Origin of the sequence: Acidianus sp. HS-5 (assembly GCF_021655615.1) — an archaeon.
Lineage (GTDB): Archaea > Thermoproteota > Thermoprotei_A > Sulfolobales > Sulfolobaceae > Acidianus.
Genome location: NZ_AP025245.1, coordinates 2,060,770 through 2,073,060 on the forward strand (window position 1 = coordinate 2,060,770; position 12,291 = coordinate 2,073,060).

General features: G+C 32.5%; 17 protein-coding genes. 14 read left to right on the top strand and 3 right to left on the bottom strand.

Going from position 1 to position 12,291, the window contains the following annotated elements:
• The first annotated feature begins 31 nt into the window (after positions 1-31).
• Both HS5_RS11305 and HS5_RS11310 read left to right on the top strand, forming a co-directional pair.
• The gene (locus HS5_RS11305; protein WP_236751479.1) at positions 32-343 is read left to right on the top strand and encodes a hypothetical protein; all 312 of its coding nucleotides are present in this window, start codon (positions 32-34) and stop codon (positions 341-343) included.
• A 24-nt stretch (positions 344-367) separates the two neighbouring features.
• Entirely contained in the window at positions 368-1,234 is an 867-nt protein-coding gene (locus HS5_RS11310) for an NAD(P)-binding protein (RefSeq protein ID WP_236751480.1), read from the top strand.
• On the opposite strand, the gene HS5_RS11315 is transcribed toward HS5_RS11310, so the two are convergent.
• Complete coding sequence (locus HS5_RS11315) at positions 1,194-1,991, bottom strand: hypothetical protein (protein ID WP_236751481.1); 798 nt, start codon at positions 1,989-1,991, stop codon at positions 1,194-1,196. The genes HS5_RS11310 and HS5_RS11315 overlap by 41 nt on opposite strands.
• On the bottom strand, positions 1,978-2,262 hold the full coding sequence (locus HS5_RS11320) for a hypothetical protein (RefSeq protein ID WP_236751482.1): 285 nt from the start codon (positions 2,260-2,262) through the stop codon (positions 1,978-1,980). Before HS5_RS11320 ends, HS5_RS11315 begins: the two co-directional genes overlap by 14 nt.
• Positions 2,263-2,414: 152 nt before the next feature.
• On the opposite strand from HS5_RS11320, the gene hxlB reads away from it, so the two are divergent.
• Positions 2,415-3,002, top strand: coding sequence for a 6-phospho-3-hexuloisomerase (hxlB, locus tag HS5_RS11325; protein ID WP_236751483.1), 588 nt, complete (start codon positions 2,415-2,417; stop codon positions 3,000-3,002).
• A gap of 45 nt (positions 3,003-3,047) precedes the next feature.
• Entirely contained in the window at positions 3,048-4,835 is a 1,788-nt protein-coding gene (gene cedB / locus HS5_RS11330) for a DNA import protein CedB (protein WP_236751484.1), read from the top strand.
• Here cedB and HS5_RS11335 read toward each other — a convergent pair.
• Positions 4,832-5,251, bottom strand: a complete 420-nt coding sequence (locus tag HS5_RS11335; RefSeq protein ID WP_236751485.1) for a hypothetical protein — start codon at positions 5,249-5,251, stop codon at positions 4,832-4,834. The two genes, cedB and HS5_RS11335, sit on opposite strands and share 4 nt — an antisense overlap.
• Positions 5,252-5,303: 52 nt before the next feature.
• Between HS5_RS11335 and argC the strand changes: the two genes are divergently transcribed.
• The 10 genes from argC (at position 5,304) to HS5_RS11385 (ending at position 12,254) form a co-directional block, all read left to right on the top strand.
• Positions 5,304-6,353 carry an N-acetyl-gamma-glutamyl-phosphate reductase gene (argC, locus tag HS5_RS11340; protein ID WP_236751486.1) on the top strand — a complete coding sequence of 350 codons (1,050 nt, stop codon included), beginning with the start codon at positions 5,304-5,306 and terminating at the stop codon, positions 6,351-6,353.
• A gap of 1 nt (position 6,354) precedes the next feature.
• Positions 6,355-7,143, top strand: a complete 789-nt coding sequence (locus tag HS5_RS11345; RefSeq protein ID WP_236751487.1) for a [LysW]-aminoadipate/[LysW]-glutamate kinase — start codon at positions 6,355-6,357, stop codon at positions 7,141-7,143.
• A complete protein-coding gene (lysM, locus tag HS5_RS11350; protein ID WP_236751488.1) occupies positions 7,140-7,565 on the top strand; it encodes an HTH-type transcriptional regulator LysM in 426 nt (141 codons plus the stop codon). The genes HS5_RS11345 and lysM overlap by 4 nt, the downstream gene beginning before the upstream one ends.
• A gap of 66 nt (positions 7,566-7,631) precedes the next feature.
• Positions 7,632-7,802, top strand: coding sequence for an alpha-aminoadipate/glutamate carrier protein LysW (locus HS5_RS11355; RefSeq protein WP_048054575.1), 171 nt, complete (start codon positions 7,632-7,634; stop codon positions 7,800-7,802).
• Positions 7,799-8,650, top strand: coding sequence for a lysine biosynthesis protein LysX (gene lysX, locus HS5_RS11360; RefSeq protein WP_236751489.1), 852 nt, complete (start codon positions 7,799-7,801; stop codon positions 8,648-8,650). Before HS5_RS11355 ends, lysX begins: the two co-directional genes overlap by 4 nt.
• A complete protein-coding gene (lysJ, locus tag HS5_RS11365; protein WP_236751490.1) occupies positions 8,647-9,810 on the top strand; it encodes a [LysW]-aminoadipate semialdehyde/glutamate semialdehyde transaminase in 1,164 nt (387 codons plus the stop codon). Before lysX ends, lysJ begins: the two co-directional genes overlap by 4 nt.
• Positions 9,758-10,798 (top strand): N-acetyl-lysine deacetylase, encoded by a 1,041-nt coding sequence (locus tag HS5_RS11370; RefSeq protein ID WP_236751491.1) that lies wholly within the window; start codon positions 9,758-9,760, stop codon positions 10,796-10,798. Before lysJ ends, HS5_RS11370 begins: the two co-directional genes overlap by 53 nt.
• Complete coding sequence (uppS, locus tag HS5_RS11375; protein ID WP_236751492.1) at positions 10,780-11,553, top strand: polyprenyl diphosphate synthase; 774 nt, start codon at positions 10,780-10,782, stop codon at positions 11,551-11,553. The genes HS5_RS11370 and uppS overlap by 19 nt, the downstream gene beginning before the upstream one ends.
• Positions 11,554-11,595: 42 nt before the next feature.
• Positions 11,596-11,982, top strand: a complete 387-nt coding sequence (locus HS5_RS11380) for a 30S ribosomal protein S8e (protein ID WP_236751493.1) — start codon at positions 11,596-11,598, stop codon at positions 11,980-11,982.
• On the top strand, positions 11,979-12,254 hold the full coding sequence (locus tag HS5_RS11385) for a hypothetical protein (RefSeq protein ID WP_236751494.1): 276 nt from the start codon (positions 11,979-11,981) through the stop codon (positions 12,252-12,254). The genes HS5_RS11380 and HS5_RS11385 overlap by 4 nt, the downstream gene beginning before the upstream one ends.
• Positions 12,255-12,291 lie beyond the last annotated feature (37 nt).

Sequence of the window (12,291 nt, forward strand, 5' to 3'; positions counted from 1 at the left end):
TCCTTAACTGAAGTTATAATATTGAGATAACATGCCTTCAATAAAGGTAATATTTGGATCTTATGGCGATAGTGGAGTTACCTCTTTGTTATACGAAGTTATTGAGAACCTTCCAAATAAATACGACGTGAAAGTGGATATAGAAACTGATTTACTTTATGATTATACTTCGCCTATGATAGAGATTAACGGTAGGAAAATATTATTCGATTATATAGATGAAGAAGATGCTAAAGCGAAATTAAGTAAGCTAATTAGAGGAGAATTAATAGAAGATCATAAACCGTTCAAGATATTTTATAATCAAGATGGAATTTTTAGTAATGGAGTGTCAGTCTTATAAAGAATTCTTTCTTCTTATATCCATGTGAAGATAATTTTAGGTGGAGGAATTTCTGGATTACTCCTAGCTTCCTTGAATAAACAAGATTATTTAATTCTTGAGTTACAACATGAAGTTGGAGGATTATTTGCTACAGAGGAGATTTCTGGGATTAACGTTCATATTATTCCGCCTATTGTAAATAATCCAAACTTTTTAGAAGGTCTAAAATATCACGAATACCGACCAAGAATACGTTCAGAAAAGGTAAAGTACTTAAAAGAGAAGATTTGTAGTTTCTGCGATAAATTACCCTCTTGGCTAGAGTTTAATGGTAAAATGTTTTGGATTGAAAATCTTGGAGAAATAATATCTACTCTCAGTAAAGGTAAAAAAATAATAAATGAATATCCAACAATAATAAAAGATAAAAAATTAATTACTAATAAAGGTAGGTCGGTAATTTTTGACGAAATACATAGCACAATTTCAAGAAGAAATTTAATGAAAATTCTAGGTTTTGATGAACCAAATCTAAAATCAATCTCGGCATTTATTACGATATTAATAACTAAAGGTGAAAAGGACTGGGATTTATATATTAATGGCGATTCTGGTATATTGTTTTCTCATATTATAAGAGAAAGTGTAGAGAATGACATTTATATTAATTATATATATTCATTCTTCACTTCTAAATTGCCTGATATAAAGAAGGTATTTAGCGATTTAAAGAGGACTCGTCTTTTATCTAGAGAAGAAATTTTGGCATATAGATCACATGTTATTAAAGATGCTATTCTATGCGGTACTCCTTCAGTTAATGTTGATTATGTAAAGAATTGTGGTAGATTAGGTTTGTGGAAAAACATCAGCTTAGAAGAAGCTGTAAATCTGGCCCATACATGCTAAATTTTTGCGAAGCGATCTTTGAGAGTTTTGACGCTTTACTTATTTCTATTCCTTTAACTCTCAAAGTAAAGTAAAAGCCTAATAGGAAATCTCCATTTCCTACTTCATTTTTTCCTTTACTTTCCATGATCTCTTTTAAAACTCCATTTTTAGTGTAAATCTCGAATCCTTCATCCCCATAACTTATTATAATCTCCTTAAATCCCGCATTAAAGAGCTTCTCTATATTTAATTTTCCATTGTTTACTTCTTCTATGTTTGCATGAGCTACTACATAGCTTGGGTTAGACGGAATGTTATCTATTTCATTATAGGAGATCTCGTTGCCTAATACACATTTTCTTACAATACCCTGGAAGTCTACCGCTAACGGGATATTTACATGTACTTGATTTAGGTCAATTTCGTTGCAGACTGGATTAAGTATTAAGCCATCTATATTCTTTAGTTTTATCGAATTAAAATCCATTTTAATTGCAGGAAATTTTAGTTTTAAAGTTCTCTTACCATTATATAAATCAATTTCAAATCTTAGATTATATTTAGTATAAAATATAATATCGTCTTTAATATATTCAGGTAACTTAAAATTAAAATCTTCACCCTTTACAGAATATACGTGAGGTTCTCCCCCTGCTACATAAACTCCTAAACTAGAGTATATTGGAGATCCACCTGGTTTTTCATACATTGTACTGCTTTCATGAATTTCGTCTATGGTATAACTCCCTGCAATACCTATGTTAATCTTCTTCATTCTCTTCCTCTTCTCCTTCTTCCTCTTCTTCCCTTATTTCTTGCGGTCTCTTCTTTAACCATAACGCATTTTTATGGGCTATTATATGAGCAATCAAATCTTCCACGTGATAGAAGTATGTACTGTAATCAGGTATTCCCCCTTTTTTACATATGGGATTACAAAACGGACAAGCATATAGTTTTAAGTCATCGTCGTAACATACTTCCACTTCTTTTCCTTTAACATCAATTTTTACTACCTTCCATTTAGGTAGCCATCTAGTGCTCATTAAAAATCATTATTATCATTTTGTAATTATAACTTAAAATACTATTCACATAAATAACAAACTTTATAAACCATTTGACATATACTTTTACGGCGAATCGATTGTCATCATCTTCCTCCTCTCTTCTTAATCTACCTCTTAGTTTAAAAACTATGTATGATTTAGCCGAATTTGTAATTAGGGCCGCGCAGCTTATTAAACCAGATCAAGTAGAAAAAATGGTAGATACGTTAGAAAATTTTTATAAGAATAATAAAAATGGAAAAGTATTGGTTATGGGTGCTGGTAGGAGTGGATTAGTAGGAAGAGCTTTTGCTATGAGGTTGTTGCACCTTGGGTATAATGCTTATGTATTAGGTGAGACTATAGTTCCTGCTATTGGTAAGAATGATTTAGCTATAGCAATTTCTGGGTCTGGAAGAACTAGGTTAATTTTAACTGCAGCAGAAGCTGCTAAAGATGCTAAAGCGACTTTAGTAGCAGTAACGAGTTATGCCGATAGTCCAATAGGTAAGATTGCGGACGTAGTCGTAGAGGTTCCTGGTAGAACTAAATATTCTCAATTTGAGGACTATTTTGCTAGGCAAATACTAGGTATAACTGAACCTCTAGCTCCATTAGGTACATTATTTGAAGATACGACTCAAATGTTTTTAGACGGAATTGTGGCCGAATTAATGCTAAGGTTAAAGAAGACTGAAGAAGATTTAAGGCAAATTCATGCTAATATAGAACTTTAGAACTTTCGATCTTCTCCGTCATTATTATTTTTCTCTTAACTTATTATGAACGAAGATAAGATATCTTTCATTTTCATTTCAGTATTAGTTATACTTCTTACAATAATTTATAGGAATCCGCTCTTACTATTATTATTACTGGCTATAGGTTTAGTAGCATTTAAATATAGTAAAATTAACCTAAAGTCATTAGTTTACAAAATTCGTATTTTTAATAACTCATCAGATTTATCAAATATTAAGATAGGAGAAGGATATATACAAAAAGGTAATGAATATATAGGTATATTATTAATTAATGATATTCCTGTAGATTATAAGGATTTAAGTGAGAATAGTTTAAGAAGTTCTATAGCGTCGTTTTACAAAATATTGCAGATAGGTGAGCAAGTAGATATTTTCTTTAGGAAAAAATACGTTGATAACATAAAGTACAAGGAAGCTTTATTACATAAAGCTCAAAATCTGAGGATTATAATAGATTCGGATCCGTCAAATAGTAAAGCAAAAAGAGAATTAGAAATAGTTAATTTTTTGCTAGATAGAATATCGGAAGGAGAATATCCATTTAAATATGAAATATACTTATTAATTCATTCCAGAAATAAGGAAAGGGCAATACAGTTAGCAGAAGTTATAAGTAAAGGCTTAGAAGGATTAAATATAAGATCTAGGTTAGCAAATAGAAATGAAATATTAAGTATAATTTTTTTAGATGAATGTAAATCTGATAAAATTTCTATTCCTAGCCAAGTTCCCTTCTTAACTCCGTTTTCTGTTGATAAACTTCCTAAGTTTCAGCTTAGAAATGATGGCGTCCTTTTAGGCAAAGACATAAATCATGGAATCCCAGTATTCTGGAATATTGATAGTAGCGAGAATCCGCATATGCTTATCATAGGACCTACTGGTGCAGGAAAGACCGAGTTTTTAATCAACACTTCTTTGCAGTTGGCATTAAATTATTCTATTCCAATAGTATTTTTTGATACAAAAGGAGATATAAAGCAAAGAATAATAAAACGCGGATTTGATGTAAAAATATTTAATCCTCTATATCATGGGATTTCTTTACTCAAAAGTAATAATATACCAATACAAGTTAGAACGATGCAAATAGAAAAGATATTGACAAATTCGTTTGATTTGGACAAGGTTTATAGTTCTATAATTTTTAAATTAGTATACGATGTATTAGAAGATTATCATTCCAGTAAAATATCATATTTAAATTGGGATATAATAGATGAGAAGGCAAAATCTATGCTGGATGAAATAACTTATCTTTATATTTCAAAAATAATTAGAATTGTTAAGAGTTTGGATCATGGAGATAACATAGCCGATCTACTAGTCCCTGGAATAAACATAATAGATCTTACAACTATTAAAAATGAAACTCTAAGGAAAATAATAATGTATAGCGTTATAACCGATATATACAATAAATTTTCTGGCTCTGTTGATGACGGAACCAGAATAGTCTTGGTATTAGATGAGGCATGGACAGTATTAAAGAATGAGAAAGTAGATTATCCTTTAGTCGCAGATCTAGTGAAGAGAGGTAGAGGCCATGGAATTGCATTATCTATGGCTACTCAAAATATAGAGGACCTAGGAGATATGTCTTCAATTTATCTTGATAATATTGGGCTATTAATTTTTATGAATAATGGAGATAAGGAATTCTGGAATAATACTGTGAAAAGATTTGTTAATATCAATAATAACGAAATAAATAATAATCTTGCCTTTTTAGGCAGAGGAGAAGCTTTAATAAGATTTTTAGGTGATCCCAGACCATTGCTAATAAAGATCGAAGTAGTAAATTAAGCAGCTCTTTCCAGAATTGTCTGCAATGCTATTTTTATTTTATTATAGCATAGGTCGTCATTGACATTGTTTATACTTATCTCTTTTAAATCATCTTTATCAAATACTATGTTATAATCTATTTTATCGTTATTTTTACTATCTTCAAGAATCTTACTTAATGCGTTAATGTAAGCTTTATTTAGTGTTAATTTTCTTCTCACTATTATTTTCATTAGCGGAGGAGTATAGTATACTTCGGCTATTATCTCGCCTTTTCTGCTTTTTATGTAATCAATGCTCCCTTTATTGCCTTTAACTGAAGAAAATCCTGATTCGAGTAAGCTTAACAAATACTCATAATATTCTAGCTCCTTTTTTAAGCTAGATATTTTGTTCTCAAGAAATTTCCTTAATTCGTCTGTGTTAGATTCCATTGATTAAAATATATCAACATTATTTATAAGTGGATTCTCCTTTTCTACAATAATGGTAAAAGTTGCAGTAATAGGCGGTTCGGGATATACTGGTGGAGAATTATTAAGAATATTATCAATGCATGAGAAGGTAGAAATAACTCTGATTACATCCAGAGAATATGCAGGAAAACCAATATCCTTAGTTCATCCTAATTTAAAAGGAATACTTAATATGAATTTTTCTGATCTATCTTTAGATAAAATTGGGGATAAAGCTGACACCATATTTTTAGCATTACCTCATAGAGTTTCATTAAATTATGTACCTAAATTGCTTGAAATGGGAATTCAAGTAATAGATTTAAGCGCAGATTTTAGGTTAAAAAAACCAGAAGAATACAAGAAATGGTATGGAATAGAGCATCCCTATCCGGATTTACTTAAAAAATCTGTTTACGGTTTGCCAGAACTTCATTATGAGGAATTAAAAGGAGCTAAGCTTATTGCCTCTCCTGGTTGTAACGCAACTGCCACAATTTTGGCTTTAGCACCAGTAGTTGGAAACGGAATTTCTACTGAGTTGAGATTTATTAGCGACGTTAAAGTCTCAAGCAGTGAAGGTGGAATGAAACCTAAAGAAGGAAGTCATCATCCTGAACGGGAAAACGCTATTAGACCTTATGATCCTGAAGGACATAGACACGCTGCAGAGGCTGAACAAGAATTAAGCTTGCTGGCCAAAAAACAGGTAAAGGTAAGTATAGTTCCCCATGCAGTAAGTAGCATAAGAGGGGCTTTAGCTTCTGCTCACACTTGGCTTAATGAGGATTATGATGATATTGAAATATGGAAGAAAATTGCGGAATTTTATCGTGGTAGAAGATTTATAAGAATTATTAGAGGAGGACTTCATCCATATCCAGATCCTAAATATGTGATAGGCAGTAATTTTGCTGACATAGGTTTTGCACAAGAGGAGAGGATAATGAGACTAACTATGTTTGCCGCAATAGATAACTTAGTTAAAGGAGCTGCAGGTCAAGCAATTCAGAATTTTAATATATCAAGAGGTTTTAACGAGGATGAAGGATTAAGAACACCTCCACTGAGGCCTGCATAAAATGATAGTAGTAAAAGCTGGAGGAAGAGTTATAAAAAATTCTTTACGAAATTTAATTGATAGTATTATATCATATGATGGTAAATTAATTTTCGTGCATGGAGGAGGAGATATAGTAACAGAGTACACAAAGAAGATGGGAATAGAGCCAACATTCGTGATTTCACCCGAAGGTATAAGGAGCCGATATACAAGTAGGGAAGAGTTAGATGTTTACGTCATGGTAATGACACTAATAAATAAAAACATTGTAACAGAATTAAACTCCAGAGGAAAATTAGCTTTAGGACTTAGCGGTGCAGATGCGGCACTAGTAAAGGCAAATAGAAAAAAGAGAATAATGATAATTGATGAGAGAGGCAAGAAAAGAATAATTGAGGGAGGCTATACTGGGAAAATTTATGAAGTAAACGCGAACTTATTGAATACTATTTCAAGCACTTTTGATTATATTATATTATCTCCAATTGCTATAGATATTACTGGAGGTACAATGCTTAATGTAGACGGAGATCAAATGGCTTTTGGTGTAGCTTCAGCTATAAAAGCAGACACATTAGTTATTCTAACTGATGTAAAAGGAGTTATCCAAGATAACAATATAGTTAAAAAAATTCAAAAAGAAGAAGCTGAGGAATTCGCGAAAAAAGTTGGATCAGGTATGAATAGGAAAATACTAATGGCATCTGAAGCTCTTAAGAACGGAGTTAAAAAAGTTGTAATTTCATCGGGATTAGAAAACGATGCTATTAATAAAGCTCTTGATGGAGAAGGAACGGTGATAGAATGAGCAGTAAAATAGATAATAATGATTTGAAAATTCTTGAAACATTAAAGAAGAATGCCAGAACTCCTTATACTTTAATTGCTAAGGATTTAAAGATAAGTGAAGCCGCAGTCAGGAAAAGGATTGAGAAATTAATTAGATTGGGAATTATAAAGAGATTTACTATAGAATATGAATTAGAAAACGAAATAAAGGCAATAGTTATGGTTAAGTCTACCCCTCAAATTCCAACACCAGAAATTTCCAAGAAAATAATCAAAATTTCTGGTGTTGAAACTGTTTATGAGAGTACTGGAGATTACGATATAATAACTGTGGTCCGAGGAATTAATATAGCTGAGATAAATAAAACAATAGATGAGATTAGAAGTATTCAGGGCGTGATAAGTACTACAAGTACTATTATACTTAGGACATGGTACTAACTTCAAACCATTTATTTTCATATAAGCTTTTGAACACTAAACTTGTTATAATTATTTCGACCAAACATGGTAACACTTAAATGCCCAGTTTGTGGGGGTCAAGTCAACGTAGAGGACGATGCACTACCAGGAGAAATAATAGAACATGACTGCGGTGCACAATTAGAGGTATATAAAGAAAACGGTAAACTAGCACTGAGATTAGCAGAGCAAGTAGGAGAGGATTGGGGAGAGTGATACTTGGAGTCACTTATGATCTACTTAGATGGGAAGAGAGAAATTTAATTCAAGAATCTACAAAATTAGGTCATAAGGTAATACCAATCTATACCAAAGATTTTTATCATTTATTTTCTGAGGATAATCAATTTCAAAATCTAGATGTAATTCTGCAAAGAAACACATCGCATCAAAGAGCAGTATCAACGTCGTTAATCTTTGAGACTTTAGGTTATAATATAATAAATGATAGCAGGACGCTAATAAATTGTGAAAACAAATTAATGACCACTGCAATATTATCTAGACATAACATAAAGGTTCCTAAGACAGCTGTAGCTTTCTCTAAAGAGAAAGCCTTACAAATTGCAAGCAAACTAGGATATCCTACTGTTGTAAAGCCAATTGAAGGTAGTTGGGGTAGAATGGTTGCAAAGGCGTTAGATGAAGATACATTAAGGAGTTTTCTTGAGTATCAAGATTATACATCATTAGGATTTAGGAATGTTTATTATATCCAAGAATTTGTAAGAAAGCCAGATAGGGATATAAGAATTTTTGTGATAGGAGATGAGGCTCCAGTAGGTATATATAGAGTAAATACTAAAAACTGGAGAACAAATACTGCGCTGGGAGCAGTAGCCGAACCGTTAAAGATAGATGATGAATTGAAAGATCTCGCTTTAAAGGTAAAAGAAGTAATTGGAGGTTTCTTCCTTGGGATAGATGTATTCGAAGACAAGGAAAGAGGGTACTTAGTAGATGAAGTTAATGGAGTTCCCGAATATAAAAATACGGTAAGAGTAAACCAATTTAACTTGTCGGAATATTTAATTAAGAAAATAGAGGAGTGGACAAGAAAATGAAACTTGTAGAATTTTATGGCACAAGAGGTTTGAAGATAGTAAAAGGAGAAAACCAATACGTTTGGGATGATAAAGGTAGAAGATATTTAGATTTGCATGCAGGTCATGGAGTAGCTTTTTTAGGTCATAGGAATAAGATAGTCCTAGAATATTTACAAAAACAAATGTCAGAAATAATAACACTCACTACTGCATTTGATACTCCAATTAGGGAAGAAATGCTAAAAGAAATGGAAAAAGTGAAACCAGACGATTTAGATAACGTATTTTTATTAAATTCCGGCAGCGAAGCAGTAGAATTAGCATTAAAAACTGCGAGAAAGATAACAGGAAAAAGAAAATTGATAGCATTTAAGAATTCATTTCATGGTAGAACTTCCGGTTCTTTATCAGTCACGTGGAATAAAAGGTATAGAGAACCTTTCGAACCTTTATTAGAGCCAGTAGAATTTCTTGAGTATAATAATGTAGATGATTTAAAGAAAATAGACGAATCTACTGCCGCAGTTATAGTAGAGCCAGTTCAAGGAGAGGGCGGAGTTATACCTGGTAAGGAAGATTTTATGAAAGCCTTAAGAGAAGTTACGCAAGAGAAGGGGATTTTACTAATTGTAGATGAAGTTCAGACTGGTTTTGGAAGAACTGGAAAAGTTTGGGCTTATCAGCATTTTGACATAAAGCCTGATATAATGACCGCAGGAAAAGCGATTGGAGGAGGATTTCCAGTTAGCGCAGTATTTATGCCAGATTGGATAGCCGAAAAACTTGGTGAGGGAGATCATGGTACAACCTATGGTGGAAACCCATTTGCTGCAGCTGCAGTTACTGGAGCTGTTAAGGCATTATTGACTGATAATGTTCCAGAGCAGGCAAGAGTTAAGGGAGAAATATTCATGAAAATGCTTAATGATGCTCTAACTGACTTTAAATCCGTTAGAGAAATTAGAGGACTTGGACTAATGATAGGAGTAGATTTAAGACTTAATCCAGGCAAAGCGATAAAACATCTCCAGGATAGTGGAGTTTTATCTCTAAAAGCAGGAGTATCTACAATAAGATTCTTATCTCCATATATGATAACACAAGAAGATATGGAGTTGGCTGTCAATGAAACTAGACAAGGAGTTGCTATTACAGAAGGCAAAACGGTATCTTCTTGAATTAGCCAGTATTTATACTCCTTCTGGCAAAGAAAGTCTTGCAGTAGGTTTTTTTGAGAGAGCTTCAAAAGAACTAAATTTAGATTTAAAAATCACCAGTACAAACTCTTTCCTTTTAGGAAAGGGCGATTTTTTATTAGCTTCTCATGTTGATACTGTTCCAGGGTTTATTGAACCTAAAGAGGAAGGAGGAACTATATATGGTAGAGGTGTAGTAGATGCTAAAGGTTCATTAATTTCTATGTTACTTGCTACCTGGATACTAAACGAGAATGGATATAAAGTTCAGTTTGCCGGTCTTTCAGACGAGGAAAATAAAAGCAGTGGAGCGAGAGAACTTGTAAGCTCTGGTAATAAATTTAAGGGGATAATAATAGGAGAACCTACCAGTACTACAAAGATAGTTGTAGAATATCGTGGTGTAACTCACGTAGATGTTATTTGCAATTATGAGTCGCAACACTCCTCATCAGCTAATTTTAATCCGATTTTAGAAATCTCAAAGAAAATTTTGGAAATTTCTCAATTGCCTACAACTTACGATAAGCCTTCTATAGTGCCTACAATAATAAAAGCGGGTGAGTATGTTAATGTTACACCGTCCGCTGTTTATCTTCATTTTGATATAAGATATCCTTATGGCTTCAAATTAGATGAAATATTATCCAAAATAAATGCAGAATTTTCTACATGTGAAATAAAAATAACTGAACATGTTCCTCCTGTGAAAGTTAGCGCTAATGATAAAGTAGTTAAATCCTTATACAGAGCATTACTTTTGCAGAATGTTAAACCGTCGTTAGTTAGGAAAGCTGGCACTAGTGATATGAATATCCTGTCTACAATTACTGAAAATATCGCAACTTATGGGCCTGGCGATTCTAAATTAGAGCATACTCCATACGAAAAAATAACTTTGGAAGAAATATTTATAGGAATAAGTACTTATACAAAAGCGATAGAAAGTCTATGCTCCAACGATTATTGAAGCCCGTTTATATAATCTATGAAAAATGGCTTTGGAATCAGGTTAAGGATGGTCCCATTCCAAAGCATGTAGGTATAATACCAGACGGTAATAGAAGATGGGCTAGGCAGAACAACTCAAGTTTTAAAGAAGCGTATTTTCAAGGATATAAAAAACTTAAAGAAGTTTTAATTTGGCTCGCAGAACTTGGAGTTAGAGACGTTACTGTTTTTGCGTTATCTACAGAGAATTGTGATAAAAGAACTTCACAAGAGCTTAGCGTAATTTTAAAATACATAAAAATGGGTATAGATGATCTTTTAACTGAAGATTATATTTACAAATATAAAGTAAAGGTTAGGGCAATAGGTCAGCTTTATAAGTTACCTGAAGATGTTAGATTATCAATATCAAGAGTTGTTGAAAAGTCGTCTTCATTTAATGAAAGAAGTTTAACCCTTGCAATATGCTATGGAGGTAGGCAGGAAATACTTGACGCAGTAGAAAAGCTTTTAGATGAATATAAAAAGGGTATAACTAAAGATATTGCGTTAAATGAAGAAGCTTTTAGAAAATATTTCTACGATAAGGAACTAGAAGACATAGATTTGGTAATAAGAACTTCTGGGGAGATGAGAATAAGTAATTTTCTTCTATGGCATTTAGCTTATTCTGAGCTATTCTTCTGTGATGTGTATTGGCCTGAATTTAGAAAAATAGATTTATGGAGAGCCATTAGGTCTTATCAGAGAAGGAAAAGGAATTTTGGAGCTTAACTTTTTATCCTATAATTAGTTTTTCTTATAAAGTGATAAGAGATGGGCGTTTATCAAGGTAATGATTTAAGGAAGATAACTGGAGGACTAAAAAGCAGTCGTAGAGATAAAAGGAAATTTGAAATGGGGAGATTACCTACAGAGACAAAGCTTCATACTGAAGATATAAGAGAAAAAATAAGAGTTATGGGAGGCAATGCTAAAATTAAATTAAAGTATGTCACTTTTGCGAATGTCTATAATCCTTCTGATCGTAGTTATAAGAAAGTTAAAATTTTAGAGGTAGAGGAAGTACCATCAAATAGAGAATATGCCAGAAGAGGTATAATAGTAAAGGGTGCAAAGATAAGGACAGAAATGGGTGAAGCCATAGTAACTTCAAGGCCCGGACAAGACGGAGTTATAAATGCTATCCTGGTTCAGAAATGAGCTTAAGGGATTACGAAGGCAAAAAGATAGCAATATGGCTTGCTTATTTTACAGCAGATAGCAGACGAAAAGGAAGAAAAACCAAGAAGATTAAGATCACTATTGATGATGTTTTTTCGGCCGCTAAAGCTCTCGGTTTAGAGCCTGAAGTACTGGACAAAATGCATCCTGGAAGCAGAATTAAGGGTATGATTGTAGTTAATAAAAATAAAGGTAAGTATAAATTGATAAAGGATATCTACTCGTATTTACAACAACAGAAGAAGATTTGAGATTTTATGCAATAGATTTATAAATGTCCGTAAAATG

What these genes read in the sequence shown, in the direction of transcription:
- uppS (WP_236751492.1), top strand. Translation starts at nt 10,780, where the DNA reads ATGCTCCAACGATTATTGAAGCCCGTTTATATAATCTATGAAAAATGG.
- HS5_RS11380 (WP_236751493.1), top strand. Translation starts at nt 11,596, where the DNA reads ATGGGCGTTTATCAAGGTAATGATTTAAGGAAGATAACTGGAGGACTA.
- hxlB (WP_236751483.1), top strand. Translation starts at nt 2,415, where the DNA reads ATGTATGATTTAGCCGAATTTGTAATTAGGGCCGCGCAGCTTATTAAA.
- lysJ (WP_236751490.1), top strand. Translation starts at nt 8,647, where the DNA reads ATGAAACTTGTAGAATTTTATGGCACAAGAGGTTTGAAGATAGTAAAA.
- argC (WP_236751486.1), top strand. Translation starts at nt 5,304, where the DNA reads ATGGTAAAAGTTGCAGTAATAGGCGGTTCGGGATATACTGGTGGAGAA.
- HS5_RS11320 (WP_236751482.1), bottom strand. Translation starts at nt 2,262, where the DNA reads ATGAGCACTAGATGGCTACCTAAATGGAAGGTAGTAAAAATTGATGTT.
- HS5_RS11355 (WP_048054575.1), top strand. Translation starts at nt 7,632, where the DNA reads ATGGTAACACTTAAATGCCCAGTTTGTGGGGGTCAAGTCAACGTAGAG.
- cedB (WP_236751484.1), top strand. Translation starts at nt 3,048, where the DNA reads ATGAACGAAGATAAGATATCTTTCATTTTCATTTCAGTATTAGTTATA.
- HS5_RS11370 (WP_236751491.1), top strand. Translation starts at nt 9,758, where the DNA reads ATGAAACTAGACAAGGAGTTGCTATTACAGAAGGCAAAACGGTATCTT.
- HS5_RS11385 (WP_236751494.1), top strand. Translation starts at nt 11,979, where the DNA reads ATGAGCTTAAGGGATTACGAAGGCAAAAAGATAGCAATATGGCTTGCT.
- HS5_RS11305 (WP_236751479.1), top strand. Translation starts at nt 32, where the DNA reads ATGCCTTCAATAAAGGTAATATTTGGATCTTATGGCGATAGTGGAGTT.
- lysM (WP_236751488.1), top strand. Translation starts at nt 7,140, where the DNA reads ATGAGCAGTAAAATAGATAATAATGATTTGAAAATTCTTGAAACATTA.
- HS5_RS11315 (WP_236751481.1), bottom strand. Translation starts at nt 1,991, where the DNA reads ATGAAGAAGATTAACATAGGTATTGCAGGGAGTTATACCATAGACGAA.
- HS5_RS11345 (WP_236751487.1), top strand. Translation starts at nt 6,355, where the DNA reads ATGATAGTAGTAAAAGCTGGAGGAAGAGTTATAAAAAATTCTTTACGA.
- HS5_RS11335 (WP_236751485.1), bottom strand. Translation starts at nt 5,251, where the DNA reads ATGGAATCTAACACAGACGAATTAAGGAAATTTCTTGAGAACAAAATA.